This window comes from Saliphagus infecundisoli (assembly GCF_020177375.1).
Taxonomy (GTDB): Archaea; Halobacteriota; Halobacteria; order Halobacteriales; family Natrialbaceae; genus Saliphagus; species Saliphagus infecundisoli.
Map to the genome: position 1 here is coordinate 577,959 of NZ_JAIWHV010000001.1, position 25,656 is coordinate 603,614.

General features: G+C 67.8%; 28 protein-coding genes and 1 tRNA gene. 11 read left to right on the plus strand and 18 right to left on the minus strand.

All coding sequences use genetic code 11. The features are described from left to right. Positions 1-42: 42 nt before the first annotated feature. Together LCF40_RS03200 and LCF40_RS03205 are read right to left on the minus strand one after the other, a co-directional pair. Positions 43-837, minus strand: coding sequence for an FkbM family methyltransferase (locus LCF40_RS03200; protein ID WP_224827328.1), 795 nt, complete (start codon positions 835-837; stop codon positions 43-45). A gap of 61 nt (positions 838-898) precedes the next feature. Beyond that, positions 899-2,173: a sulfatase gene (locus tag LCF40_RS03205; RefSeq protein WP_224827329.1), complete on the minus strand. Its 1,275-nt coding sequence runs from the start codon at positions 2,171-2,173 to the stop codon at positions 899-901. Between the two features lie 180 nt (positions 2,174-2,353). Between LCF40_RS03205 and LCF40_RS03210 the strand changes: the two genes are divergently transcribed. Next, positions 2,354-3,796 (plus strand): oligosaccharide flippase family protein, encoded by a 1,443-nt coding sequence (locus tag LCF40_RS03210; protein WP_114575727.1) that lies wholly within the window; start codon positions 2,354-2,356, stop codon positions 3,794-3,796. 114 nt (positions 3,797-3,910) lie between these two features. Then, on the plus strand, positions 3,911-5,200 hold the full coding sequence (gene aglM, locus LCF40_RS03215; RefSeq protein WP_224827330.1) for a UDP-glucose 6-dehydrogenase AglM: 1,290 nt from the start codon (positions 3,911-3,913) through the stop codon (positions 5,198-5,200). 351 nt (positions 5,201-5,551) lie between these two features. Here aglM and LCF40_RS03220 read toward each other — a convergent pair whose 3' ends face one another. The 4 genes from LCF40_RS03220 to LCF40_RS03235 form a co-directional block, all read right to left on the minus strand. Beyond that, positions 5,552-5,818 carry a hypothetical protein gene (locus tag LCF40_RS03220; RefSeq protein WP_224827331.1) on the minus strand — a complete coding sequence of 89 codons (267 nt, stop codon included), beginning with the start codon at positions 5,816-5,818 and terminating at the stop codon, positions 5,552-5,554. A 1-nt stretch (position 5,819) separates the two neighbouring features. Then, a complete protein-coding gene (locus tag LCF40_RS03225; RefSeq protein WP_224827332.1) occupies positions 5,820-7,961 on the minus strand; it encodes a S9 family peptidase in 2,142 nt (713 codons plus the stop codon). Between the two features lie 95 nt (positions 7,962-8,056). Continuing rightward, complete coding sequence (locus LCF40_RS03230; RefSeq protein ID WP_114575723.1) at positions 8,057-9,076, minus strand: Gfo/Idh/MocA family protein; 1,020 nt, start codon at positions 9,074-9,076, stop codon at positions 8,057-8,059. Between the two features lie 54 nt (positions 9,077-9,130). Further along, the gene (locus tag LCF40_RS03235; RefSeq protein ID WP_224827333.1) at positions 9,131-9,358 is read right to left on the minus strand and encodes a DUF5795 family protein; all 228 of its coding nucleotides are present in this window, start codon (positions 9,356-9,358) and stop codon (positions 9,131-9,133) included. A 149-nt stretch (positions 9,359-9,507) separates the two neighbouring features. On the opposite strand from LCF40_RS03235, the gene LCF40_RS03240 reads away from it, so the two are divergent. Further along, positions 9,508-9,915, plus strand: a complete 408-nt coding sequence (locus LCF40_RS03240; protein WP_224827334.1) for a CBS domain-containing protein — start codon at positions 9,508-9,510, stop codon at positions 9,913-9,915. 47 nt (positions 9,916-9,962) lie between these two features. Beyond that, on the plus strand, positions 9,963-10,382 hold the full coding sequence (locus LCF40_RS03245) for a universal stress protein (RefSeq protein WP_224827335.1): 420 nt from the start codon (positions 9,963-9,965) through the stop codon (positions 10,380-10,382). Here the strand turns inward: LCF40_RS03245 and LCF40_RS03250 are convergent. Beyond that, positions 10,379-10,603, minus strand: coding sequence for a hypothetical protein (locus LCF40_RS03250; protein WP_224827336.1), 225 nt, complete (start codon positions 10,601-10,603; stop codon positions 10,379-10,381). The genes LCF40_RS03245 and LCF40_RS03250 overlap by 4 nt on opposite strands. Positions 10,604-10,680: 77 nt before the next feature. Here LCF40_RS03250 and LCF40_RS03255 point away from each other — a divergent pair, with 77 nt between their 5' ends. The 4 genes from LCF40_RS03255 to LCF40_RS03270 all read left to right on the plus strand — a co-directional run bounded on the left by LCF40_RS03255 (position 10,681) and on the right by LCF40_RS03270 (position 13,793). After that, positions 10,681-11,877, plus strand: a complete 1,197-nt coding sequence (locus tag LCF40_RS03255) for a pyridoxal phosphate-dependent aminotransferase (RefSeq protein ID WP_224827337.1) — start codon at positions 10,681-10,683, stop codon at positions 11,875-11,877. A 131-nt stretch (positions 11,878-12,008) separates the two neighbouring features. Next, positions 12,009-12,611 (plus strand): superoxide dismutase, encoded by a 603-nt coding sequence (sod, locus tag LCF40_RS03260; RefSeq protein WP_224827338.1) that lies wholly within the window; start codon positions 12,009-12,011, stop codon positions 12,609-12,611. Between the two features lie 100 nt (positions 12,612-12,711). Then, a complete protein-coding gene (locus LCF40_RS03265; RefSeq protein ID WP_224827339.1) occupies positions 12,712-12,987 on the plus strand; it encodes a DUF5827 family protein in 276 nt (91 codons plus the stop codon). Further along, complete coding sequence (locus LCF40_RS03270; protein ID WP_224827340.1) at positions 12,984-13,793, plus strand: ATPase; 810 nt, start codon at positions 12,984-12,986, stop codon at positions 13,791-13,793. The genes LCF40_RS03265 and LCF40_RS03270 overlap by 4 nt, the downstream gene beginning before the upstream one ends. Here LCF40_RS03270 and LCF40_RS03275 read toward each other — a convergent pair whose 3' ends face one another. Beyond that, positions 13,794-14,360, minus strand: coding sequence for an MBL fold metallo-hydrolase (locus LCF40_RS03275; RefSeq protein ID WP_224827341.1), 567 nt, complete (start codon positions 14,358-14,360; stop codon positions 13,794-13,796). A 96-nt stretch (positions 14,361-14,456) separates the two neighbouring features. Here LCF40_RS03275 and LCF40_RS03280 point away from each other — a divergent pair, with 96 nt between their 5' ends. Both LCF40_RS03280 and LCF40_RS03285 read left to right on the plus strand, forming a co-directional pair. Next, on the plus strand, positions 14,457-15,695 hold the full coding sequence (locus LCF40_RS03280) for a helix-turn-helix transcriptional regulator (RefSeq protein ID WP_114575713.1): 1,239 nt from the start codon (positions 14,457-14,459) through the stop codon (positions 15,693-15,695). 86 nt (positions 15,696-15,781) lie between these two features. Next, positions 15,782-15,856, plus strand: a tRNA-Glu gene (locus tag LCF40_RS03285). Positions 15,857-15,874: 18 nt separating this feature from the next. On the opposite strand, the gene LCF40_RS03290 is transcribed toward LCF40_RS03285, so the two are convergent. From LCF40_RS03290 to LCF40_RS03320, 7 genes are all read right to left on the minus strand, one after another. Next, positions 15,875-16,405 (minus strand): hypothetical protein, encoded by a 531-nt coding sequence (locus LCF40_RS03290; RefSeq protein ID WP_224827342.1) that lies wholly within the window; start codon positions 16,403-16,405, stop codon positions 15,875-15,877. Positions 16,406-16,523: 118 nt separating this feature from the next. Further along, positions 16,524-17,861, minus strand: coding sequence for an aminotransferase class III-fold pyridoxal phosphate-dependent enzyme (locus LCF40_RS03295; RefSeq protein ID WP_224827343.1), 1,338 nt, complete (start codon positions 17,859-17,861; stop codon positions 16,524-16,526). A 38-nt stretch (positions 17,862-17,899) separates the two neighbouring features. Then, on the minus strand, positions 17,900-19,234 hold the full coding sequence (locus LCF40_RS03300) for an MgtC/SapB family protein (RefSeq protein WP_224926082.1): 1,335 nt from the start codon (positions 19,232-19,234) through the stop codon (positions 17,900-17,902). A 57-nt stretch (positions 19,235-19,291) separates the two neighbouring features. Continuing rightward, positions 19,292-19,567, minus strand: coding sequence for a PadR family transcriptional regulator (locus LCF40_RS03305; protein WP_114575891.1), 276 nt, complete (start codon positions 19,565-19,567; stop codon positions 19,292-19,294). Between the two features lie 392 nt (positions 19,568-19,959). Next, on the minus strand, positions 19,960-20,106 hold the full coding sequence (locus LCF40_RS03310) for a hypothetical protein (protein ID WP_224827345.1): 147 nt from the start codon (positions 20,104-20,106) through the stop codon (positions 19,960-19,962). A 39-nt stretch (positions 20,107-20,145) separates the two neighbouring features. Beyond that, positions 20,146-20,523 (minus strand): DUF7528 family protein, encoded by a 378-nt coding sequence (locus tag LCF40_RS23665; RefSeq protein WP_425600718.1) that lies wholly within the window; start codon positions 20,521-20,523, stop codon positions 20,146-20,148. A gap of 144 nt (positions 20,524-20,667) precedes the next feature. Then, positions 20,668-21,117, minus strand: coding sequence for a hypothetical protein (locus LCF40_RS03320; protein WP_224827346.1), 450 nt, complete (start codon positions 21,115-21,117; stop codon positions 20,668-20,670). A 339-nt stretch (positions 21,118-21,456) separates the two neighbouring features. Between LCF40_RS03320 and LCF40_RS03325 the strand changes: the two genes are divergently transcribed. Next, entirely contained in the window at positions 21,457-22,182 is a 726-nt protein-coding gene (locus LCF40_RS03325; protein ID WP_224827347.1) for a DUF7117 family protein, read from the plus strand. Here LCF40_RS03325 and LCF40_RS03330 read toward each other — a convergent pair. From LCF40_RS03330 to glyA, 3 genes are all read right to left on the minus strand, one after another. Next, positions 22,179-23,054: a tetrahydrofolate dehydrogenase/cyclohydrolase catalytic domain-containing protein gene (locus LCF40_RS03330; protein ID WP_224827348.1), complete on the minus strand. Its 876-nt coding sequence runs from the start codon at positions 23,052-23,054 to the stop codon at positions 22,179-22,181. The two genes, LCF40_RS03325 and LCF40_RS03330, sit on opposite strands and share 4 nt — an antisense overlap. A 93-nt stretch (positions 23,055-23,147) precedes the next feature. Continuing rightward, entirely contained in the window at positions 23,148-24,059 is a 912-nt protein-coding gene (locus LCF40_RS03335; protein ID WP_224827349.1) for a DUF7260 family protein, read from the minus strand. 71 nt (positions 24,060-24,130) lie between these two features. Beyond that, positions 24,131-25,378: a serine hydroxymethyltransferase gene (glyA, locus tag LCF40_RS03340; protein WP_224827350.1), complete on the minus strand. Its 1,248-nt coding sequence runs from the start codon at positions 25,376-25,378 to the stop codon at positions 24,131-24,133. Positions 25,379-25,656 lie beyond the last annotated feature (278 nt).

Consider the following 25,656-nt stretch of genomic DNA (forward strand, 5'->3'; position numbering starts at 1 on the left):
GCGACCGGAGCCGTCGATCGGCGTCCTCCGGCCGACCGAGCCCTACTCCCCTCCCTTCGACGCCCGGAGAAACGGCTGGCTCCCCCGCACTTCCATTGGTTCGATCGCGAACCCGGCGTCCTCGAGGCGGCTCTCGACGCCCGCGAGGGAGACGCCGTGTTGGGGATGGACCTCGACGTAGACGAGGCGTGCGCCCTCGAGTGCCCTTTCGGCACCCTCGAGGACCTGGTCTTCGGCCCCCTCGACGTCGATCTTGAGCACATCCGGCCACCGGAGGCCGCGTTCCTCGATATAGGCGTCCAACCGCTCGGCGTCGACGGGGATCGACGACCCGCCGTTGTCGAGGACGTTGTGGGTTCCCTTTCCGACGATGCTCCCGCCGACGGCGAGCGAGACGGTCCCGGAGTCGTCCGAGACGGCGACCCGGTGGATCCGCGTCACCCCCCTGTCGCCCGTCTCGCGGACGTTGTCGGCGAGGCGGGCGGCGTTCTCCGGGTGGGGTTCGAACGCGTGGACCCGACCCTCGGTGACGACCTGCTGTGCGAAGCAGGTGTACGTTCCGACGTTGGCCCCGACGTCGTAGACGACGTCCTCGGGCTCCAGATCGGCGAGAAAGCGCTCGAGGACTGCCCGCTCGCCGCCGAGGTCGTCCATCCAGAAGTTTCGGACGTGGGCGTACTCGGGGGCGCTTTCGGTGTGAAACCTCGCGGTGAGGCCGCCGACCTCGGTGGCGAGCGTCGCGCCGTTTCGGTACCGGAGTACGGAGTTGTACGCACGACTCGTCGGCTCGAGCAGTCCGGCCCGGTCCAGGGCCCGTTCGAGGTAGGCGGCTCCCATCCGCGAGGTTCCGACGGCCAGCCGGTTATGCGCGGGCCTTCCATGTGACGGCCCTCCTTTTTCACTGGTAGCCCAGGGCCTCCAACCGCCGCTTCCGTTCGGCCTCCTCGACCCCCTTTACCGTTCCGCCTGTGGTCTCGACGGCGGGGAACTCGGCTTCCTCGAGTCGCTCCCGTCCCTCCTCGGAGACCTCCTCGATCCCGCTTTCGGTCCCGTCCCGTCGGACGAACGCGACGCCGTCGGGTTCGGTGAGCCGGATCGAGGTGTTCGACTTCGAGATCACCCGTCTCGGATCGGTCTCGGTCAACGGATGGGCGGTCTCCGGAATCGCCGGCGACGAGATTCCCGTTACTCGAGCGATCGTCGCCAGGACGTCCGCGTGCTGGACGAGGTGGTCGAACGTCTCCCCGGCGTGGGCCCCGCCGGGATACTTCACGAGCAGCGGCGTCCGCACGAGCTCGTCGACCGGATCGACGTCCATCGGGTGGAACATCAGCCCGTGTTCGCCGAACAGTTCGCCGTGGTCTCCGACGACGACGATCAGCGCGTCGTCGTAGACGCCCCGCTCGCGCATGGTTTCGAACAAGCGTGCCAGCTCCCGGTCGAGGTACCGTATGTTCGAGTCGTACAGCGACTCCAGAAACGCCATGTCGTCCTCGTTGACGGGATCTCTCGTGTGCTCGTAGGAGTTCAGGTGCTCGATCTCCTCGTAGGAGCGGTCGATCTCGGGGCCGTCGACGGCCTGGTCGGGGTGAAACGGCTTGTGGGGGTCCATGTAGTGACCCCAGACGAAGTCGTCGGCCTTGCCGAGCCGGCGCACGACGAACTCGGTGACGACGTCGGCCGTCGTCTTCGGGTTCGGGAACGGGTGGACGACGCCCTCCTCCCCGTTCGATTTCGCCGCGTCCCGGAGCCTGCGCAACAGCCGGTAGGCTTTGACGACCGTCTCCGAGTCGCGGAGAGCCTCGATGCGCTTGAGCCGTTCGACGGGCGACCGGGAGTCCGGCGGCGAGAGGTCGTGAAAGCGGTCGAACCCGCGATCGTACCCCCGTTCGGCGGTCAGATGCGCGTTGTTCGAGAACCCGGAACTGGCTCCCCCCAGTATCTCCGCGATCGTCGTCGCTTCCGACCGGAACTCGCCGTTGCCGACGACGGGGTAGCCCGTCACGATCCCCGGGAACGCGTGTGGCGTGGCGTTGCCGTGAGAGATCGCGGACGTGAACCGTGCGAACTCCCGTTCGAAGAGCGGGAACGACTCCGGGAAACAGTCGGGCGTCAATCGATCCGCCCGGAGCGTGTCCACCGTGAGCAGTACGACCGGCCCGTCGAGGTTCATACCTCCGCTTTCTGGCTGGGCGTGAAAACGGTGGCGTCTCGACCGCTCGGCGTCGCTCGACGGCGACGGCGGTCGTCCGAGCGAACTCGCGGGATCCGCTCGCGTGGGGCCACCGAAACCGCGTGATGACAAGCGATAAGTCCGTTCGCCGCGCCCGATACGGCAGGTAGTCTTCGAGGAATGCGTCTCGGCCAAACGTCGATCGTCTATCTCGTCTCGAAAGTCGTCGGCTCGCTGCTGGGGTTCGTCGCGACGGTCTACTTCGCGCGACTCCTGGGCGAGGAGGTGCTCGGCTACTACTCGATCACGCTCGCGCTCGTCGCGTGGCTCGCGATCGCCGGGAAGATCGGTATTACCGGTGCGATCGTCAAGCGCGTGAGCGAGGGCGAAGAGCGGGCGTCGTACATCACCGCCGGCGGGCTGATGATGGGGGGTGTGTTCGTCGTCATCGCCCTGGCGACGCTGGCCTTCCGGGGAGCGATCGACCGCTACGTCGGCGCGCCGGTCGCGGTGTTCGTCGTCCTCCTCGTCTTCGCCGAACTGCTCCGGTCGTTTGCCTTCTCCTCGCTCCAGGGCCACCACCTCGTCCACGTCTACGCGCTGCTCGCGACCGTCAAGATGGGTCTGCGAAGCCTCGCACAGATCGGGCTCGTCGTGGCCGGCTGGGCGCTGAGCGGGATGCTGGTCGGGTACGCCGCCGGCGCCATCGTCGTCGGCATCGCCTCGCTGTGGATCCTCGGGTTCAGGCCCGCGATGCCGCGCCGGGAGCACTTCGGGCGGCTGGTCGAGTTCGCGAAGTTCTCCTGGCTCGGAAACATGCGCGCGAAGACGTTCGACTCGGTCGACATCATCGTGCTCGGCTTTTTCGTCCCCGCGGGGCTGGTCGGGATCTACTCGGTCGTCTGGTCGATCACACAGTTCCTGAACATCTTCGGGAGCGCCATCAGCACGACGCTGTTCCCCGAGATCAGCAAGGAGGCCGCCGAGGACAACTCTCGGGCCGTCTCGAACCTCGTCGAGAACGCCCTCGCGTACGCCGGCCTGCTCCTGATCCCCGGCCTGATCGGCGGGGGGCTTCTGGGGGATCGACTGCTGCTCATCTACGGCGAGGGGTTCGTCGAGGGAACGAGCGTGCTCGTGATCCTCGTCGCCGCGCTTCTGGCCTATACGTACACGATGCAACTGCTCAACACGCTCGGAGCCGTCGACCGCCCCGATCTGGCCTTCCGTGCCAACGCCGTCTTCATCGTCTCGAACCTCCTGCTCAATTTCGCGCTCGTTCCCACCGTCGGCTGGGTCGGGGCCGCGGTCGCGACCTTCCTCTCGGCGACCGTCGGGCTCTCGCTTTCGTTTCGGTACGCCCGAACCCTCGTCGACTTCGCGGTTCCCTACGCCGAGATCGGCCGCCAGTGGATCGCCGCGGCGGCGATGGGCGGGGTCGTCTACGCCGCGCGGGGGGTCGGGGAAACGTATTGGATCGCCGACTACAACGCGCCGTTCGTCGTCTCGCTCGTGGGGGTCGGCGCGGGCGCGTACATCTGCGTGCTGTTGGTCATCTCGACGCGGTTCCGGACGACCGTGACGGACAACCTCCCCTTCGACGTTCCAGTGGTTGGGGGCTGACGGGGTCGTTCCGGCCGCCGACGGCTCGAGATCCCGGCCGGTCGGTACGATCGCGACCCGCCCACGCCGTCCGAACCCAAAAACCACTAACCCCCACCCGTTCTCTCTCCGGCCATGAACGTCTCCATCATCGGCAGCGGCTACGTCGGGACGACGATCGCCGCCTGCCTCGCCGACCTGGGCCACGACGTCGTCAACGTCGAGATCGACGAGGACATCGTCGAGACGATCAACGCCGGCGAGGCGCCGATCCACGAGGCCGGCCTCGCCGAACGGATCGCCGCCCACGCCGGCGACGGGCTCCGGGCGACGACCGACTACGGGGCCGTCCGCGATACCGACCTCACCCTGCTCTGTCTGCCCACGCCCCAGAACGACGACGGCAGCCTCGATCTCGCGATCATGCGTGCGGCCTCCGAGTCGCTGGGCGACGCCCTCGCGGAGAAAGAGGGCGACCACGTCGTCGTCGTCAAGAGCACGGTCCTGCCGGGGACGACGGAGGGCGTCGTCGGCCCCATCGTTCAAGAGCGCTCGGGCAAGCGCGTCGGCGGCGACCTCCACCTCGCGATGAACCCCGAGTTCCTCCGGATGAGCACCGCAGTGGCGGACTTCCTCGAACCGGACAAGGTCGTCGTCGGCACCGACAGCTCGGTCGCGAGGGGCGCGGTCCGGGAACTGTACGAGCCGATCGTCGCACGCGAGGAGACCCATCTCGTCGAGACCGGGGTTCGCGAGGCCGAACTCATCAAGTACGCCAACAACGCCTTCCTCGCGGCGAAGGTCTCCCTGGTGAACGAACTCGGCAACATCTCGAAAGCGTACGGCGCCGACGCCTACGAGGTCCTGGATGCCGTCGGCCTCGACGACCGGATCTCCGACCGGTTCCTCCGCTCGGGACTGGGCTGGGGTGGCTCCTGTTTCCCCAAGGACGTCAACGCGATCCGCGCGGGCGCCCGCGAACAGGGGTACGACCCCTCTCTGCTCGATGCCGTCGTCGAGGTCAACGACAAACAGCCCCGGAAACTGGTCGATCTGCTCGAGGCGGAGGTTCCCCTCGAGGGTGCCCGGATCGCGGTGCTCGGCCTCTCGTTCAAACCCGACACCGACGACGTCCGGAAATCGCGCGCGCTCGACGTGATCGACTATCTCACGGAGCGCGGCGCCGACGTCGTCGCCTACGACCCCGTCGCAAGCGAGAACGTCCGGCCCGACTACCCCCACGTCGAGTACGCCGACTCCGCGAGCGAAGCCCTCGCGGGTGCCGACGGCGCGGTCGTCGCGACCGACTGGGCGGAGTTCGACGATCTGGACTTCTCGGGGATGAACCGCCGGGTGCTCGTGGACGGTCGCCGGATCGCCGTCGACGAGGGGGGACTCGAGGTCTACGAGGGGCTGACCTGGTAGCGCGTCGGAGATCGGACGGCCCGGATCGGGACGGTCCTGGGTCCATCGAGCAGTGGACGGGATTGATTTCGTAGAACGTTCGACGGGTTTTCCACTCGGAATATGAATCTATCTTGATGAACCCCAGGAATTTATCAACTGAAGGATAACAATTCTTTTTACATGGGACAATCCAACTCTACGACAGTTGGTGTCAAAATCGTGTCCGTCTACTGCCTTCTCATCGGAGTTGGTAGTCTCCTGCTGGCTGTTCAGGGGTCACCGTTACATTGGATTCTCACTCCCGTTTCCTTCGCTGCTGCGTATGGATTGTGGACGCTCTCGTTGCGGGGATTGGTGGCTGCAATGGTTCTATTCTTCGTCGAAGCGCTCCGGGGTGGGATTGATGTACTTGGTGGTGACACTGGTGCCATGATCACCGTTGTACTTTCTCTCCTTCTCACGATCTATCTGTATAGTCAACGGAACCGCTTCGAGTAGCTCCGTCACCCTCCTCTCATACCGAAGACAGGAGCCGTAGGGGAACAGTTGTACGGCATCCTTGTGGTCGCCCGTACCTGCTCCCGAGAGCTTCCCAACGGGTCGCGGGTGTTCCGGAAGTGACGTACCGCGGTCCATCTCAGTCGTCCTCGTCGCTATCGTCTCCGTTCTCGTCCTTGCCGTCCTCCAGCCGCCCGTGGATGTCTTCGCTTTCTTCCTCGACCGCGGGATCGTGACGGCAGTACCACGCCAGCACCTCCTCCAGCCGGTGGATCGCCCGCTCTGGGGTGCCGACGTTGTGGTGTTCGTCGGGATACAGTACGAGGCGGGCCTCGCCCGCCGACTTCTTGGCGGCGACGTAGAACTGTTCGGACTGGGAGGGCGGACACCGCCAGTCCTCCTGTCCGGCGGTGATCAGGAGGGGGGTCTCGATCTCGCCGGCGTCGAGGATCGCCGAAGAGGCATCGAATTTGTCGCTCTCCTCCCACGGAAGCCCGTACTCGTTTTCCATCCAGTTGTGGGAATCGTCGGTGCCGTAGGAGGATCGAAGATCGTAGATGCCGTGTTCGGGCGCCGCGGCGGCAAACAGGTCGGGCCGTTGGGTGACGAGAAAGCCCTGGGCGATCCCGCCGTACGAGAAGCCGTAGCCGAACACGCGATCGGGGTCGGCGATCCCCTCCTCGACGGCGAACTCGACGCCGGCGGCGATGTCCTCGACCTCGACGGTGCCCCACCGCCCGCGAAGGGTCTCGGCGAACTTCCGGCCCCGCGAGGAGCCTCCGCGGTAGTTCGGGCGGAGGACGGCGTATCCTCGGGAGGTGAGCGCCGCGTGGGCGAAGCTAAACATCGGCTCGTCGTAGGAGATCGGGCCGCCATGGATCGCGACCACGAGCGGCGCGGGCCCGTCCTCGGCGGCGTCGAACTCCGGCGGGGTGTAGAGGACGCCGTCGATCGTCCAGCCGTCGCTCTCCCACTTGACGCGCTCGGCGGCCGGCATCTCGTACTCCCCGATCAGCTCCTCGTTGGCGTTCGAGAGCCGGGTCAGGGAGTCGGGCTCCTCGTCGGCGTCCAGGTCTCCGACGCCGACGCTATAGACGTCCTGGCCGTCGGCCGGATCGGAGAGGACGATGGCCGCGCGGTCGCTCTCGGGGTCGGCGTGAAATCCCGCGAGCGCGCGGTCGTCGCCCTGGGCCTCGAAGACGCGTTCCGGATCGTCGCTCTCGCCGTCCCCACTACCGCTACCTCCGACGCCGTCGATCCGGAGCAGTCGCGTCCGGGAGTCGTCGGCGATCGGGATGTAGATCGTCTCCTCGTCGGTCCACTGGGGTCCTCCGGTGCGGGCGACCGACCGGTCCAGATCGGGGGTCAGCGACTCGTAGCCCTCTCCGTCGTGGACGTAGACCTCGCTGGGTTTACACCAGTTCTCGGGATCGCCGGCGGCAAAGGCCAGCCGGTCGCCCGACGGCGACCAGGTGGGAGCTCCACAGCCGAGGTCCCCGTCGGTCAACCGTTTCAGGTCCGAGCCGTCGGGGTCGATCGTGTAGACGTCGGCGACCATCGTGTCGTCGGGCTCGTCGGTCCGCGTCGAGAGGAAGGCGATCCGGTCGCCCGCGCCCCACGTGGGCTGGAGCCCCCGGAGGCCCTCCATCGCCCCGCCGCCGTAGGCGTCGTCGAGCCGGTCGGGCTCTCCCTCCTCCCCGACGCTCACGACGAACAAGTAGGTCGTGACGGTGTCGGTGTAGCCGACGCCGTCGAGTTTGTGCTGGAGCCGTTCGGTCTCGATCGGGGCGCCCTCCTCGCGGCGACCCTCGAGATACGCCTCCTCGGCCTCGTCGGGGTCCCGTGCCGAGACCACCAAGCGGTCGGCCTCGGGGCTCCAGTCGAACTCGCGGACTCCTTCGTCGAACTCGGTGAGCTGAGTGGCGTCGCCGCCCAGCGCGAGGTCGAACAGCCAGACCTGGCTCTTGGGGTCGTCACCTCCATTTTCCTCGTCCTCGTCGTCCCGGCCCACGCGCCGTTCGGTGTCTTCCTCGCGGCCGGCGAGGAAGGCGAGCCGGTCGCCCTCGGGCCCCCATTTGGGCGAGCCGGCGCCGGGGAGCCGGGTCAGGCGGTGTGGCTCCCGCGAGCCGTCGGCGGGCGCGACGAACAGCGAGGCGACCGGCTCGTCCTCGTCGGGATCGTACTCGGTGGTCGTAAAGGCGACCCGATCGCCGTCGGGCGAGACGGCGACCTCGCCGACCTGGGTCAGATCGTAGTAGGTCTCGAGGGGCAGTTCCGACATGCCCTCTCCTGTCGACCGGACGACTATATACTTTCGGCGCCCACGTGAACCAGTCCGCAGAAGCCGTTCCGCCGCGATCGCACGGATCAGCCCGTCTACAGCTCGATCCGTTCGCCGGTCTCCGAGGAGTCGTAGGCCGCGAGGATCGTGTCGACGGCCACGCGGGCCTCGCGGGCGGGCACCTCCGGCTCGCGTCCCGTTCGGATCGCCTCGACGAAGTCCCGGACGACGCCGACGTGGCCCGCACCGCAGTCGTGGGCCACGCCCTCGACCTCAAGGGACTCGGTTTCGGCACCGTAGTAACTCTCCTCGCCCGTGCCGACCTCGATCGAGAGCTCGCCGCCCTCGATCTCGAGGGTGCCCTCGGTGGCGTTCACTTCCGTCCGCCGGGAGCCGCCCTTGGTCGCCGTCGTCGCCTGAATCGTACCGAGCGCGCCGCTTTCGAACCGGACGGCGATGGCGGCGGTGTCCTCGCTCTCCATCTCGCGGGCGAGCGTGTCGGTCATCGCACTCACGCTCTCGACGCCGCCCAGCAGCCATTGGAGGCGGTCGATGGCGTGGATCGCCTGGTTCAGCAGGACGCCGCCGTCCATCGAGCGGGTGCCCCGCCACTCCCCGGAGTCGTAGTAGGGCTGGGAGCGAAACCAGTCGACCGTCAGCGACGCGGAGACGGGGTCGCCGAGTTCGCCCTCCTCGATCGCCCGCTTGGCCCGCCGGGCGTGGGGCTCGAACCGTTTCTGGTAGACGCCCGCGAGGGTGACGCCCTCCCGCTTGCAGGTGTCGATCATCCGGTCGATCCGGTCGCGGTAGACGTCGAGGGGTTTCTCACAGAGGACGTGGGCGCCGGCCTCGGCGGCCTCGCAGGCGACGTCGGCGTGGGTGCCACTCGGGGTGCAGACGCTGACCGCCTCGACGTCGCTCTCGCGGACCATCTCCCCCGCCTCCGCGTGGGTTTCGGCGTCGGGGGCGTGCTCGGCGACGAACTCCCTCGCCGCGTCCTCGTTTACGTCCGCGCAGGCGACGAGGTCGGCGTCCTCGACGTCCGCGATGGCCTCGGCGTGCGTGTTCCCGATCCCGGCACAGCCGACGATTCCGTATCGGAGGGAGTCGTCCATACGCCGGGGGCGCCCTCCGGGATTCAATAGTTTGGGGTCGCCCCCCGATCTCGCCTATTCGCGGTTGGTCTCGGCCCAGGAACACTCCTGGCACTTGTAGCCGGAGACGAACTCCGTGACCGTGGGCATGTAGCCGACCGTCAAGACGTCGCCGCCACAGTCGGGACACTCGCGGTCGGCGTCCTCGATCGCCTCCGCCTCGAGGACCGACTCGCCCTCGATCAGTTCGGCGAGTTTCTCCGCTGTCACCATCCGTCCCTCGACGACGCGGTTCTCTGGCATCGGGTCGACTGGGGGTCCGGCCCTCCCTAAACGTTTCTCCGGCAGCGTCGATAGCGTCGATAGCGTCGGTCCCGGAGGCCGACGGGAGGTCGCGCGGTGGGTGTCTCCGGTGTCGATACGCCTATCCCGGTGGCTCCGAACTACGGGGTATGGACGACATCTTCGTCGCGCGGCTCATGTCCGCGGAGGTCCAGTCGGTGACCGCCGACACGCTGGTCGAGACGGCCGCCGAGGCGATGATCGAGGACGGGATCGGTTCGCTCGTCGTCGTCGACGACGCGGGCAGGGTCGAGGGGATCCTGACGACGACGGACTTCGTCGGCATCGTCGCCGAGAGCCAGCCGAAAGCCGAGACGACCGTCGAGCGCTACATGTCGACCGACGTCGTCACGATCGGCCCGCAGGCGTCGATCCGGGACGCCGCGGACACGATGATCGAACACGGCTTCCATCACCTCCCCGTCGTCGACGACGACGAGGGGGTCATCGGGATGCTGACGACGGTGGACCTAGCGGCCTATCTCTCCCACGTCCAGACGCCTTCCCCGTCGAAGTAGCCGCCCGAAAGCCCAGCGTATTAGCGTCCCGGCCGCCACCACCCCCCATGGATCAGCGGATACTCGTTCCCTTCGACGGATCGAAGCCATCGACGGTCGCGCTCACTCACGCCCTCGAGGTCCACCCGGGCTCTGCGATTACGGCCCTCTACGTCGCGGACGCGAACGGGTTGGGCCCGATGGAGGGAGACCGTGCCGAGATCCCCGAGGAGGAGGCCGATCGCGCCTCGGAGGTCTTCGAGGAGGTCCGCAGCCGCGCGGAGGTCTACGAGGCGACGGTCACCACGGACGTCCGGGCCGGCGATCCCGCCGAAACGATCGTCGAATACGCCGACGCGGAGTCGATGGATCAGATCGTCATGGGCAGTCACGGCCGGTCGGGGCTCTCGCGGATCCTGACCGGCAGCGTCGCCGAGGAGGTCGTCCGCGAGGCGCCCGTCTCGGTCACCCTCGCCCGCTCGCGCTAGTCCCGAAACCCCTTGGGCTGGTATCGTCGCTCGAGGCGTGCGAAGACGATCCCGGTCGAGAGCGCGGCGACGGTGGCGAACGCGGGGTCGCCGATCGCGCCGCCGGTCGCGGCGACGTAGAGGGTGTAGAGAGCGAGCACCGGGGCCGCGAGCCAGGCGAGTGAGGAGACGAGGCTCAACGCGAGGGCGGCGTAGAACGTCGGTTCCCGCTCCTCTGCCATCGCCGGGGGTCGGGGCCCGTTCGGAATAATCCTGCCGGTTGCCAACCTCTTTGGCGACCCCGCCCGTCGGCGTCGCTATGAGCCACGGGTCGTCGGGAGACCGGATCTCCGCGCGGGCCGCCGCCATCGGCCCCCAGCGGATCCGCGCGATGTTCGACCGGGCCGCCCGACTCGAGAGCGAGGACGACCGGGACCTCGTCCACCTCGAACTCGGCGAACCCGACTTCGACACTCCCGCCCACGTCGTCCGGGCGGCCGACGAGGCCGCCAGGGCGGGCCGGACGAACTACACCGCGAACGCCGGCCTGTTCGAACTCCGGGAAGCGATCGCCGACTCGCGGGAGCCCCGGCCCGACCCCGCAAGCGAGGTGATCGTCACGAACGGCGGCGTCGAGGCCTTCCACCTCGCACTCGAGACGGTCTGTGATCCGGGCGACGAAGTCGTGGTTTCGACGCCGGCCTGGCCGAACCCGATCTCGCAGGCGAGGATGGCGGGCGCGGAGCCGATCGAGGTTCCGATGCCCGCCGCGGAGGGGTTTTCGCCCGATCCCGACCGGATCGTCGCAGCGATCGGGCCGGAGACCGCAGCAGTGATACTCACCTCGCCCGCGAACCCGACGGGGCGGACGTTCGGAGCGGAGGGGATCCGGCGAGTTCTGGGGGCTGCGGCCGACCACTCGGCGTTCGTGATCGCCGACGAAGTGTATCGAGGACTGACCTACACCGACGTCCCGCCGCCGGCCGCGGCGATCGCCGACGACGACCTCCGAAAATGGCTGCTCACGGTCGACTCGTGTTCGAAGCGGTACGCGATGACCGGCTGGCGGGTCGGCTGGCTCGTCGGGTCCGGGGACGTCGTGGGCGCGATGACGAGACTCCGGGAACACACCACCTCCTCGACGAACGCGCCGGCCCAGTACGCCGCGATCGCCGCACTGACGGGTCCCGAGGAGCCGATCGAGGAGATGGCGCGGGCGTTCGCGCGCCGCCGGGACCTGGTCTGCGATCGGGTCGACGAGATCCCGGGAGTCTCGCTCGCCCCGCCAGAGGGCGCGTTCTACGCCTTCCTCGACGTGAGCGACTTGGAGGGCGAAAGTCAGGCCGTCGCCGACCGGCTCTTGGAGGAGTACGGCGTCGTCACCGCGCCGGGGACCGCCTTCGGGGCGGGCGGCGAGGGCCACCTTCGGCTGAGCTTCGCGGCGGGGATCGATCGGTTGGAGGAAGGTCTCGATCGCCTCGAACGAACGGTCCGCGACGAGCGCGGGGCGGGGTGATCGGCGAGTGGGCCGCGCGGACTCGAGGCGGGTTGACCGCGGGAAGGCGGGCTTCTATGGGAAATGCTATCATCGTACTCCTCAACCTTTAACACCTGAGACAGTGATAGTAGGCCTAGAGGTGTCACACAATGACTGAACACGAACTTCCGGAGCTGCCGTACGATTACGACGCGCTCGAACCGTCGATCTCCGAACAGGTCGTCACCTGGCATCACGATACCCACCATCAGGGGTACGTGAACGGGTTGAACAGCGCCGAGGAGACCCTGGCCGAGAACCGCGAGTCCGGCGACTACGGCTCGACGGCCGGCGCGCTGGGGAACGTCACCCACAACGGCTGTGGACACTACCTCCACACGCTGTTCTGGGAGAACATGTCCCCCGACGGCGGCGGCGAACCCGAGGGCGAGCTGGCCGACCGCATCGAGGAGGACTTCGGCTCCTACGAGGGCTGGAAAGGCGAGTTCGAGGCCGCCGCGAGCGCCGCCGGCGGCTGGGCGCTGCTGGTCTACGACCCCGTTTCGAAGCAGCTTCGCAACGTCAAGGTCGACAAACACGACCAGGGCGCGCTCTGGGGCGCTCACCCGATCCTGGCGCTGGACGTCTGGGAACACTCCTACTACTACGACTACGGTCCCGACCGCGGCGACTTCGTTTCGGGCTTCTTCGAGGTCGTCAACTGGGACTCGGTCGCAGAGGAGTACCAGACCTGCCTGGATCACTTCGAGTAGACGACTCGGTCGCTACATCACCGATTTCTTTCGACGCCTCCCGATCAGCCACGGCTCTACGATCCACACCGTTTTTCCGTTCCGTCGAGTAGATCCGGCCATGCCCGTCGCACGATCAGAGTTCGACGAGATCGTTCCCTGCGAGTTCTACGACCCTGCCGACCTCTTAGAGTCAGACGAGCTGTACTCGGTCTATGAGATCGCCCGACTCCTCCAGGGGTTAGATCCCGACGCCGAGATCGAAGTCGAGACCGAGGAGGTCCTGCTCGACTGGGCGATCCCGTGGGTGATGGTCAACGCCGACGACCTGGCCGTCGCCGAGCCGAGAAGCGACGACGAACCCGGCTACTACGGGCTCCGCGACGGCGAAGAATGACGGCGACGGTCCTCGTCGTCGGCGCCGATCGGGTCGACGCGGGGAAGACGACGTTTTCGACCGGCCTGCTCGCCCGGACCGGCGGGCGGGGGTACAAACCCCGAGCGGGAAACGACTACTGGTTCGACCACGACGACTGTCTCGCTTCGCTCGCGGAGGGCCGCCTCCACGGGAAGGACGCCGCCGCTCTCGCCGACGCCGAGAGGGGCGATCGAACCCCCGAGGAACTGAACCCGATCCACCGGCTGTGGCGGCCCGCACCGGCGGGTGGATCGGGGCTGCTCGGCCGGAGCGACCGCGAGTTCGTCGTCGACCGCGTCGGCGAGCGGTTCGTCGTCAACGCCGAGGCGTCGGTCCCCGATCGGGTCGCCGAGGCCCTGGCCCTCGAGGACGCCCCCCGGGTCGGCTCCGTTCGAGAGTTGAACGAGCTGACCGAGGCGCGGTATCTCCCGCTGTTCGACGAACTCGCCCGCGAGGTCCGGTCGGCGGAGTTCGCTGTCGTCGAGTCCTACGGCGAGGTCGCCCTACCCCTCGATTGTGAGCCAGCCGCGGTGGCCGCCGTCGAGCCGGGCCGGGTCCGGCTCTATCGGGGCGACCGCTACCTGCGGGCCTGCGAGGTGGCGACTTCCGCCCCGCGAGAGGGGCGGATGGAACGGCGGGTCGGGGACGTCGTCGACTACATCGACCCCGTCGGGAGCCGGCGGCTCCCGGCGCTTTCCTCTCGCGAGCGGGCCGATCCGGAGCGGGTCGCGGACGCCTACGGGGAGGTGTACGACGCGCTCCTCGAACTCCTCGAGGGGAGATAACTACTGGCGGGCCATCCGCCCGGCGAGTTCGATCGTCCCGGAGGGATCGTCGGTCACGCTCGGGCCGTGTCCGGGGTGGAGTTCCCGGAGGTCGGGGCCGACGCGGTCGGCGAGGCGGTCGATGCTCTCGACGAGCGTCGCCCGGTCGCCCTCGGGGAGGTCCGTCCGGCCGAACCCGCGCTCGAAGACGAGATCGCCCGCGAAGCAGATCCCCGGCTTGGGGGCATACAGACAGACGTGGTCATCCTTGTGGCCCGGCGTGTAGAGGACCTCGTAGTCGTGGTCGCCGATGGCGAGGGCCTCGCCGTCGTCGAGTTCTCCGTCCCCCGCGTCGGGGTCGTAGGCGAGGACCTCGGGGTCGAACGCCTCCCGGAGTGCCCCCAGATTGCCGACGTGGTCGGGGTGGGTGTGGGTCAGCACGATCCGTTCGGGCTCGATCCCGCGCTCCTCGACGGCGGCGACGGCGTCGAAGTTCGCGCCGGTATCGACCAGCGTCGGGCGGTCGCCGGCGACCAGGAAGGCGTTGCTCGTAAAGGTATCGACGCCGTCCGCGAGGTTCGAGATCATGCCCGGCCTTCGGCGACCGGCCGTTTGTGCGTGTCGGGTTCTATCAGGACCCCGGATTCACAAGCTCTTTTAGCTACGGGACGTACTGTAGGACGAATGTCCCGGTCGGCCGCCGTTGCGCTCGTCGTCGCCGTCGTCGTCCTCGGCGCGTGTGGTCTCGTCGTCGCGGATGGCCCCGGCCAAACCAGTTCGGGATCCGACGATTCGGCGGTTTCGGAGTCAGCTACCGGACCCCTCGAGAGCGACACCGCGGTCGAACGGCCGGCGACCGTCGTCGCCCCCGACGAGTTCGATACGACCCGGTTCGAGGTCGTCGTCTACGAGAACGGGACGGTGACCTGGACCCACCGCCACGAACGCCAGCTCGACAACCAAGAGGTCGAGGAGTTCAAGTCGTTCGCCGAGAACTTCGAGGAGGACGAGGAGAGCCCGCTGTACACCCGCTTTACCGAACAGGCGGGGGCGCTGATCGGCACCGGGAGCGAGCAGACCGACCGCGAGATGGAGAGCAGGAACTTCAATCGCTCGGCGGACGTCGAGTACCGTCCCGGTCCGATGGGCGTCGTCGAAATGCGCTTTACCTGGACGAACTTCGCCGAGGTCGAGGACGACGGCACCGTCGTCGTCGGCGACGTCTTCGACGGCGGGCTCTACATCGGCGAGAGCCAGTCCCTCGAGCTCGTCGCCGGCGAGGACCTCGAGTTCCGCGAGGCCCGACCCGAACCCGAGTATCCGGGCACCTCCCTGGAGGCGGCCTCGTCGGTGACCTGGTCCGGCGAACACGAGTTCCTCGACGGCCGGCCCTACGCGGTCCTTGAGGATCCCGACGAGGCCGCGGCCGGAGCCAACGAGGGCACCGAGGGCCTGCTCACACCCGTAGAGGGATCGACATGGCTGGTCGCGGGCGGCTTGCTGGTCGCCCTCGGGATCGGAGCCGTCGTCGCCCTCGCCTGGTATCGGTCGTCGGAGGGGGCCGCCGAAGAGCGAAGAGGGACGGACACCCCCGAACCGAGCGGGGAGCCGGCCACCAACGGCGCGGGGACCACCACGGCGGCCGAGGGTGCCGGCGCGGCCCCCGGTGAGCCTGACCCGATCCCCGAGTCCGAGCTGATGACCGACGAGGACCGGGTCGTCCGGCTGATCCGGGAGAACGGCGGTCGGATGAAACAGGTCAACATCGTCGAGGAGACCGGCTGGTCGAAGTCGAAGGTCAGCATGCTGCTCTCGGAGATGGAAGACCAGGGAACGGTGAGCAAGCTCCGGGTCGGCCGCGAGAACATCGTCAGCCTCGAGGGGTTCGAACCCGAGGCGACGAAGTCGCCGTTCGAGGAGTGATCCGGCCGTTCGAGCGTGTGCCAGACCGGGCCACTGGGGGCTCGAAACGGAACGCTTAAACACGATACGGAGCAACGATAGGACAGGCTCCGTTGGTGTAGTCCGGCCAATCATCTTGCCCTCTCACGGCAAGGACCAGGGTTCGAATCCCTGACGGAGCACTTCTTCCGATCCGCGTTTCAGACGTCTCTCGTCTCGGATCCGGCCTCTACGTCCTCGGTCGCTCGTGCTTGGGCCGCGTCGTAGGAACTCCCCAGCGAGATCAGAAAGCCGATCATCGCGGTGATCAACGCGATCGTGCCGACCCCGACGACCGCGGCCGCGAGGAGCGCCCCGCCCAGAAGCCGTGCCGACGTCAGCAGCGAGACTGCGGTGACGGCCGCGATGAGCGTGAACAGGCGGGCGAACCGGCCCGTGTCGAACCCCTCGCGGTCGGTCTCCGTTTCGGCCGGATCGCCATCGTCGCGCAGTTCGGCCAGGACGCCGACGTACTCGCCGCCGCCCTGGACGTGTCCCAGCGAGTGGATCGAGTGGGCGACCCAGAGCCCGCCTGTGAAGTTGACGAGCGCGACGAACGACACCAGTCCAAACTGGCCCTCGACGAACAGTCCCGCGAGGACGGCGCCGAGGAACGTCACCACCATCAGCCCGTGGGTCACGAGCGAACGGGTTCCGAACTCCTCGAGTCTGTGTACGTGTGGCACCCTCATATGGGATGTTCGACCCCGACGAGTATAATTCGATGGCCAAACGAGCCCCCGTGGCGACTGCCGGGACCCATCAGGGTGCACACCTGCCCGACGCTCCCGGCCGGTGAGCGGGAACCGGCTACCCGGCGTCGTCGATCGACTCGGCCAGCAGGTCGCTCGCGAGGGCTATCTCGCGGGTCGTGACGTCGAGCGGTGGAAGCAGGCGGAGGGTCTTGTGGCCACAGCCCAGCGTGAGCAGGCCGTTTCGGAGCGCGGCCTCGACGACCGCCTCCCGGCGCTCCTTGGTGTCGAACTCGACGGCGAGCATGAGGCCGAGCCCGCGGACGTCGATCACCGATTCGCGCCCGTCGGCCATTTCCTCCAATCGTGTACGGAACTGCTCGCCCCGGTCGCGGACGTTCTCGAGGAGCCCCTCCTCGCGGATGACGTCGATCGTGAGCGCGCCCTGCATCGCCCCGAGGATATCGCCGGCGCCCCACGTCGAGGAGAGGCGGGCCTGTTCGTCGGGGAAGATCTCGGATCGGGAGACCGTCGCCCCCACGCGAAGGCCCTTCGCGCTCGTGATCACGTCCGGCGTGAGGTCGTAGTGGTCGATCCCCCAGAGTTCGCCGGTGCGACCGAGCCCCGACTGGATCTCGTCGGCGACGATCCGGAGACCGAAGCGTTCGCGGAGGGCCGCGAGGTCCTCTATGAACGCGGGATGGGCGGGCCGGTAGCCGCCCTCGCCCTGGACCGGCTCGACGATCAGGAAGGCGACCTCGTCGGGATCGACGGTGCCCTGCTCGGGGTCGAGTTTGTCGGCAAGGACGTTGCCGCCGGGGCCGTCGGTCTTCCACCGGCGCTCGTACTCCTCGGAGCTCGAGGGGAAGGGGATTTCCATGACGCCGGGAACCTCCGGGTAGCCCTTCCGGTGGACGGCTTTCGAGCGGTTGAGCGAGAGGGCACCGAGCGTCCGGCCGTGGAAGCCCCCCTCGCAGGTGACGGCGCGATGTCTCCCGGAGGCATAACAGATCTTGATCCCGTTCTCGACGGCTTCGGCCCCGGAGTTCGAGAGAAACACCCGATCCATGCCGTAGTGGTCGGTGATCTCGACGAGCTGTTCCATGAGCTGTGTGGGGCCGGGAAAGTCGGGGGAGTCGACGGGGCCGCCGGGGCTGACGTAGAAGTCCTGGCCGGCGATCTTCGAGGGGTCGGGGAGGTCGAACTCGTCGAACCGGTCGGAAATCGCGGGGTGATTGTAACCCAGCGGCGCGGAGGCGACGTGGCTCGTGAAGTCCATCAGGACGTTGCCGTCGACGTCGGTACAGAACGGGCCGACGGCGGGCTCCCCGGCGTCCCAGACGAACTCGTAGACGTAGGTGCTCGGCGCGGCGACGGCGTGGTGGGCCTCGACCCACTCGCTGGCCCGGTCGCCGGGAACGTGCTCGACCCGCGGCTCGGTCGTCTCTCGGTCCATGCCCTCCAATCGGGGCCGTCGGGATTAACCCTTGGTGGTCAGAGCACGACGAGAAGCGAGGCGAGCCCGCCCCCGATCAGGAGGACGGCGCTGTAGGCCGCGACCCGGTTTCGAAACCGGGTGTTCGAGGACGTCGCCGTGAGCACCGCCTTGACGACGATGCTCGAGACCGTCGCGAGCAGGATCGCGACCGTGGCCTCCGGCGCGGCGAGCTGGCCCCCGCGGTAGAGGACGACCGCGGACGTCGTCGCGCCGGCACTGGAGACGAGCCCGCTCGCCACCGCGGTCGCGTAGAAGCCGAGCGTGCCGAACCAGACCTCGGCGACCGAGCCGAAGACGAGGACGACCAGGAAGACGGCGCCGAACGCGAGGGCGTTCTTCAGCGAGAAGGGGCTCTCGAGGTCCATCGGGGTCGACTCCGACCAGTCGGCGGTCACCCCCGCGATCAGCACGGAGAGGACGATGACCGCTCCCAGCGGAACGATCGCCTCGACGAGCGGCGAGACGCCACTGCCGACGGTGAAGGCGACGGCGATCGCCAGGTTGCGCACGGCCATCGCGGCGTCGGCGAGCAGGATCGCGGCGACGGCGTAGGAGGCGGCCTCCGAGCGCTGGTTGACGTGATCGAGCATCGTCCCCACGACGGCAGTCGAGGACGCGAGCCCGCCGAAGAAGCCGGTGACGGCGATCCCTCGGCCGCCGTAGGTCGAGACGATCGCGTAGTTGACGATCCCGATGCCGGCGACGGCGACGACCATCAGCCAGATCACCTGGGGCTCGAGCTCGATCGTGGTGACGCCGAGGTCGAGGGGGTACGTCGAGGGCAACAGCGGGTAGACGACGAACGCGAGGATCGCGAACTCCGTCGTCGAGCGCATCTCCTGGCGGGTGAGTCCCCACGCGAACTCGTGGAGCTCGCGTTTCAAAACGAGCAACAGCGAGGAGAGGACGGCGACGGTCACTCCCTCGATGACGAAGTCGGCGGCGACCAGGGCGCCGACGCCGTAGGCGACGAGCATCGAGACCGAGGTCGTAAGCGAGAGGCCGCTTCCCTCGTCGTCGTCCAACAGCCCCTGGACCGCCAGCAGGATTCCCTGGACGATGACCAACAGCCCTCCGAGAAGGAGCAGGCTCTCGCCGGCGTCGGCCTCGAGGACGAGCACCATGAACACCGCTCCCAGTAAGCTGATCAGCGAGAACGTCCGGATCCCCGCGGACTTCTGGGACCACTCGCGCTCGAGCCCCAGGAACATCCCCAGGGCACCCGCCAGCGCGATCCTGACGACGGACTCCTCCAGGGGAGCTTCCGCGATCTGCAAGACGACGGCGGGGACGGCCTCGTTCACCCCACGACGTAGCAGCGTGGGGGTCATAAACGGCTCGTTACCCGATGGGGCCGCCCGAGACGCTCACGGACTCACCGGATCCGGCTACACCTCGACGTACTGGCCCTCCCACTCCCGGCGGGCCTCGATCTCTCGACGTCCCCGACGGGTGAGCGTGTAGACGTTGGTCCGGCGGTCCTTCTGGCCTTTCTCGACCAGCCCCTTGTCGACGACGGTGTCCAAGTTGGGGTAGAGCCGCCCGTGGTGGATCTCGCTCTCGTAGTACTTCTCGAGTTCCTCCTTGATCGCCAGCCCGTGTGGCTCCCCTTCGCCCGCGATCACGTACAGCAGGTCACGCTGGAATCCTGTCAGGTCGTACATTGGGTAGGTCTCGTTCACACTCATTACCGAACTATAATAAGTATTCCGAGACAGCCGAGAACCGGTGTCATCGTCTCCGAGAACCGACCCTGGCCGGTTCCGAACCGGTCACGAACTCGAGGAGCGACCGACTCCGGATGCGCGGGTTCGGAGCCGTATACGGTTCCGTGTCGTCCGGGCGGGGGCGTCGCTTTCGGTCGTGTGGATCGAACAGGAATGCGACCCGCGGGGCGTGAAAAAGGCCACGCGGGTCGCGTGCCGCCCTGAATTGGTCCCCGCTGACGCTTCGGCCCTCCAAGCGAAGCGTCACCTGACCAAATTCGGGGGAACGACTTAAAGCTACCGGCAATCTCCGAGAAGCCAACGGTGCTCCCTCCGAGTCCGCGACCGGTCTACATGTGTTCCTCCTCGAGGACCCACCCCAGCGCCCGCTTGTAGTGGGTGAACAGTTCTCGGACGCCGTCGTGGCGCATCTCCTCGCTCTCGAGTTGGTCGGCCAGGTATTCGTACTGTTCGCGGATCTCCTCTTGGTCTCGCATACGCCGGTTACCCGGCGGAGCCGGAAAAGCTGACTGCCCTCATCCGTCCCGGTCCTCTCGCTTCCGGGCGCACAGGGGCTGGCGCCCGACCAGCCGACAGGGAAAGGCCGGGTGTTCGGCGAAGTGGTGGACGAGCATGTGGCGCCGTCGTCCGGTGACGCCGGGCCACTCCACGTCGGCCGCCACGAACGTCGCCGGCAGCGCGTCGAAACACGCCCGACAGTCGGCGAACGACTCGAAGACCTTGCGGTGGCCCGCCGCGGTGCCGCGGCGTTCGACGACGTAGGCGCCGTCCTCGCGGCGGCGGCCGACCGTCCGGAGGAAGTCCCGGTCGGAAGCCGTCGTGGTGCCGTCGGGAGCCGGTCGGGGCGTGCGTCTCTCGCTACCGCCGGGGGATTTCCCGATCAGGAGTTCGATCGCTCCGGGTCATGTGACCTGCTACGACCGATCGGAGGAAAGCGGTTGGGGTGGTGTGGTCCGTTCTCACAGGCTGACGCGTGGCTGGCCAGTCACCGGTAAACGAAAATTGGGAGACTCGACCGGCAGTGGGTGCGGCGGGCGTTACTCGTCGGAGTCGTTGCCGAGGCCGGTGTCGTTGTCCTCGGTATCGTTCATGCCGGAGTCGTTGCCGAGGCCGGTGTCGTTGTCCTCGGTATCGTTCATGCCGGAGTCGTTGCCGAGACCGGTGTCGTTGTCCTCGGTGTCGTTCATACCGGTGTCGTTGTCCTCGGTGTCGTTCATACCGGTGTCGTTCTCGTCATCGCCGAGACCGGTGTCGTTGTCCTCGGTGTCGTTCATACCGGTGTCGTTGTCCTCGCCCATCCCGGTATCGTTCTCCTCTTCGGTCTCGGTTTCCTCCTCCGTTTCGGTCTCCTCTTCGGTCTCGTTTTCGGTGTCGTTTCCGTTGCCGTTGCCGTTACCACCGCCGTCGCTACAGCCCGCGAGGGTCAGCGCACCGACGGTACCTGCGACGGTCACGAACCTGCGTCGACTGAATCGGTCTTCGGTCATACACTCACCCGCTATGCCTGTCCTGTTGGTTCCAATGGGGCCTGCAGTTGCCGCACCTTCATAACGGAGTGGATATTCGTTGTGAAACGGTGGCATAAGTAGAAAGAGGGGGTCTCGCTCGCCCCCGAACAGTCCCTCACCCGCGCGTGGTCGAGAGTCTTCTCGTCACGAACGTCCCGTGGCCGGGCTCGAATCCGCGGTCCGCCGAAACCAGCGTGGCCCTGTTCCGTCGAACGTCTCGACCCGTCTCGACCCTCGCTAAGCGGCCGATGGGTTCGCCGCCGAGCAGGGCGGACGGCGAACGGAGGGTCTTTCCCCGCGTCCGGCCTACGCCCGCGCATGAAGATCCGGGGCGAACGCGAGTGCACCGACTGTGGCACCCGCTGGTCGTACTACGAGACCGGCAGCGTCGGCTGTCCGGCCTGTAGCAGCCTCCGGAGCGTCGGCACGGGCGAGCGGACCGAACACACCGACCTCGACGCCGCCCTCGAGCTGACCGAGGTCCGGGGGCTGATCGACGACGCCCCCCTCGAGGAGGTCGCCGAGCGCGCGGCCGAGGAGGCCCGATCCTACGTCAGACGCCGGGGGTTCGTCCGTGGCGGGGACCTGATCGATCTCGACGAGTCGTATCTCGCGGCCGCCGAGTTGCGCTACGTCGCCGACGTCCTCGCCCGGACTCCCTCCCACGAGCGGACCGACGAGGGGGAGCTGTACTTCGTCTCGCTCCTCCGGGACGCCGACGGCGGCGAGCGCCCGCCCGTCGCGGAGGTTCCCCACGGCCTCGCGATGGCCCGCGGGCTCGCCTACGCCGAGGCCGTCCGGGAGTATCGTCGGGACGTCCGGAGTTGGCTCGAGGGCCGCGAGCTCGCCCCCGACGAACGCGGCGCCCTCGACTCGCTCGGCGAGCACGTCACCCGGATCCGGATGCTCGACGGCGACGTCTCCCCGCAGATTGCGGAACGGCTCGTGGAGACGGCCCGGGACCTGGGGAGAGCACTCCGGGACGGCGACGAGGTCGCGCTCGCGCGCGCAGAAGACCGTCTCGAGGCGCTCGACGACGTTTAGGGGAGGGAGACATCGGTCCCCGACTGGATGCTCGCGGCCTTGACGGTGTTGTAGAGGAGCATCGCGCGGGTCATCGGGCCGACGCCGCCGGGGACGGGCGTGATGGCACCCGCCGTCTCGCGGGCGCTCTCGAAGGCGACGTCGCCGACGGCCTCGCCGTCGACGTGATTGTAGCCGACGTCGATCACCGTCGCCCCCTCGGCAAGCATCGAGCCGTCGATCAGTTCGGGGACGCCCGCGGCGGCGACGACGATGTCGGCTCCACGGGTCTTTTCGGCGAGGTCGTCGGTCCGGGAGTGACAGACGGTGACGGTGGCGTTGCCGTCGGGCGCCTTCCGCAAGAGGAGGTTCGCCAGGGGCTTGCCGACGAGGTTCGAGCGCCCGACGACGACGGCGTCGGCGCCCTCGGTCTCGACGCCGGCGGCGTCCAGCAACTTCTGGACGCCGTGGGGGGTACAGGGCCGATAGCGCGGGTCGCCCCGGACGAGCCGGCCGACGTTTTCGGGATGGAAACCGTCGACGTCCTTCAGGGGAGTGACGCTGCGGAGCGCGCGCTCGGAATCCACCTGGTCGGGGAGGGGCGTCTGGACCAGGACCCCGTGGACGTCCGCGCGCTCGTTGAGGTCGGCGACGACGGCCATCAGCTCCTCGGTGTCGGCTCCCGAATCGACGTCGCGATGGAAGTCCTCGATGCCGACCTCTCGGCAGTCCTCGCGTTTCATCGAGACGTAGGTCTCGCTCGCGGGGTCGTCGCTCATCAACACCGTCGCCAGCCCCGGCTGGACGCCCGCGTCCGCCAGCTCTTCGATCGACTCGGCTAACTCCTCCCGGAGGGAGGCGGCGACCGCGTCGCCGTCGATGATCTCGGTCATGGTCGAGAGGGCGACGGCGACACCCTTCAAACCTCGGATCCGTGCCTATCTCGCCTGGCTACCCGGGAATTGTATCCACGAACGTGGGTATCGCTACGCTCGCCGCGACAGCGCGCGGGCGAGACGGTCCTCGGCGGTCGAGAGGTCGGCGAGCACCCGCGCCCCCTCCCGCAGGACGGGGTGGGTCGTCGGGATCGACTGGTAGAAGTACGCGTACATCGTCCATGGGTCCGGGAACCCGCCTCGGAGGGCGTGTCCCGACTGGATCTCGTCCTGGCGGTCGGCGAGGACCTCCCCGAGCTCCGTTCGCAGCCGATCCACCTCCCGCCACCGCTCCCGGAGCTCGTCGAACGACTGCCCGGGAAGGGGCCGGTCGTCGAGCCGGTCGAGCGAGCGCTCGAGCCCCGATAGCGTCTCACCGTAGCTCTCAAGGGAGGCGATCTCGGCGTCGAGGGCGTCGACGAGGTCCTCGCGGCCCTCGCGGGCGTCGGTCGCGGCCTGGACGAGCGCGCGCTCGACCTGGGGCGTGAGGCGGTCGCCGGAGGCGAGGGCGGCCGCGGCGTCGGGGTCGAACTCCGCGGCGACGTTTTCGGCGAGTGGTTCGTCGTACTCCTCCTCGTAGTGGGGGACGGCCATCACCGTCTCGCGGTAGGCCTCCCGGACGTCACGTATTCCGTCGCCCGTCGCGTCGGGCGGGCGGAGGAGCGTTTTGGTCCGTGGGCCCGCCGCGGGTTCGCGGACGGTCGTCTCCGGAGAGGCGGTGTCGATCCGGTCGATCCGGCGGGCGAACCGGTCGAACGCCCGGGCCTCGGTTCGGGTTCGCTCGCGCTCGCTCTCGCAGGCCTCTCGAGCTTTGGGGAGGAAGACGAGTCCCAGGACGGCCAGCGCGGCGAGCCCGACCCAGAGGAAGACGAGGGTGTGGTCGATGGCGCTCGCGGCCACACACTCGAGTCCCGAGCAGCCGGTCTCGAAGTCGTACGGTCGTTGTGAGTAATGCGTCGGCATCGGTCGTTGTCAACCGATATCACAGCTACCACGTCAATAACCGTTTCCCCTCTCCCGAAGGGATGCCAGTTCTACTCGTAGAGGGGGTTTTCCGCACAGAGCTCTGCGACCTCCTCGCGGACCGCCTCGCGGACGTCCCCGTCGTCGGGCGCGTCGATCACGCGTGCGATCAGGTCCGCGACGGTCTCCATGTCCTCGGTATCGAACCCGCGGGTCGTGAGCGCGGGGGTGCCCGCGCGGATCCCGCTGGGGTCGAAGGCCGAACGGGTCTCGCCGGGGACCGTGTTCCCGTTGAGGACGACGTCGGCCGCCTCGAGAGCCTCCTCGGCGTCGCCGCCGGTCGTGTCGGGGTTGGAGGGCCGGAGGTCGACGAGCACGAGGTGGTTGTCGGTCCCCCCCGAGACGACCTCGAAGCCGCGTTTGGCGAGGCCGTCGGCGAGGGCCTCGGCGTTTTCGACCGTCCGTTCGGCGTACTCCTCGAACTCGGATTCTAAGGCCTCGCCGAAGCCGACGGCCTTCCCCGCGACGTTGTGCATCAGCGGGCCGCCCTGGCCGCCCGGGAACACCGCCGAATCGATGTCGTCTGCGTACTCGTCGTCACACATCACGATCCCGCCCCGACCCGACCGGATCGTCTTGTGGGTCGAGCCGGTGACGAAGTCGGCGACGCCCACGGGGGAGGGGTGGACGCCCGCCGCGACGAGACCCGTGATGTGGGCGATGTCGGCGAGGTGGAGCGCGTCGGCGTCCTCGGCCGTCTCCTGGATGCGCTCCCACTCGACCTCGCGGGGGTACGCGGAGTACCCCGAGACGACGATATCGGGCTCGAACTCGGCGGCGTGGTCGGCGAGGCCGTCGTAGTCGAGATAGCCCGTCTCGGGGTCTACCTCGTACTGTTCGACCTCGTAGAGCTGGCCGGTGAAGTTCGCGGGGTGGCCATGAGAGAGGTGGCCGCCGTGGGTCAGATCCAGCGAGAGGACCTTATCGCCCGGCTCGAGCATGGCGAAGTAGACGGCCTGGTTGGCTTGCGTACCGGAGTGGGGCTGGACGTTGACGTGGTCGGCGCCGAACAGCTCCGTGGCGCGTTCGATCGCCAGCTCCTCGACCTCGTCGGCGAACTCACAGCCGCCGTAGTACCGGGAGCCGGGATACCCCTCGGCGTACTTGTTGGTGAGCACGCTGCTCTGGGCGTCGAGCACCGCCCGGCTGACGTGGTTCTCGCTCGCGATCATCTGGAGGCTCGACTCCTGACGATCGATCTCGCCCTCCAATGCGTCGGCGACGGCCGGATCGACGGCTCTGACGCGGTCGTGGTTCATGTTCGAATCGTATCCTGGCTCGGCCATAAGTGTACCTTTCACCCGAAGATCGACCGATGAAAGCCCCTCGTTGGCACGACTCACGGGACCGCTTCTCGATTAATTCCGATGGATATATCCACACCTCATAGCTAATAATATCAGGATCTTCGGACCTAAACCAGCTCGAAAGATCGATGATATAGCCTCGATCGGAGAGAAATGACGAAAGAACGGACAAAAATTACCGGTAAGGTGGTCCGACTATAAGTTGAGGCGAACGAACGGCCGACAAAATT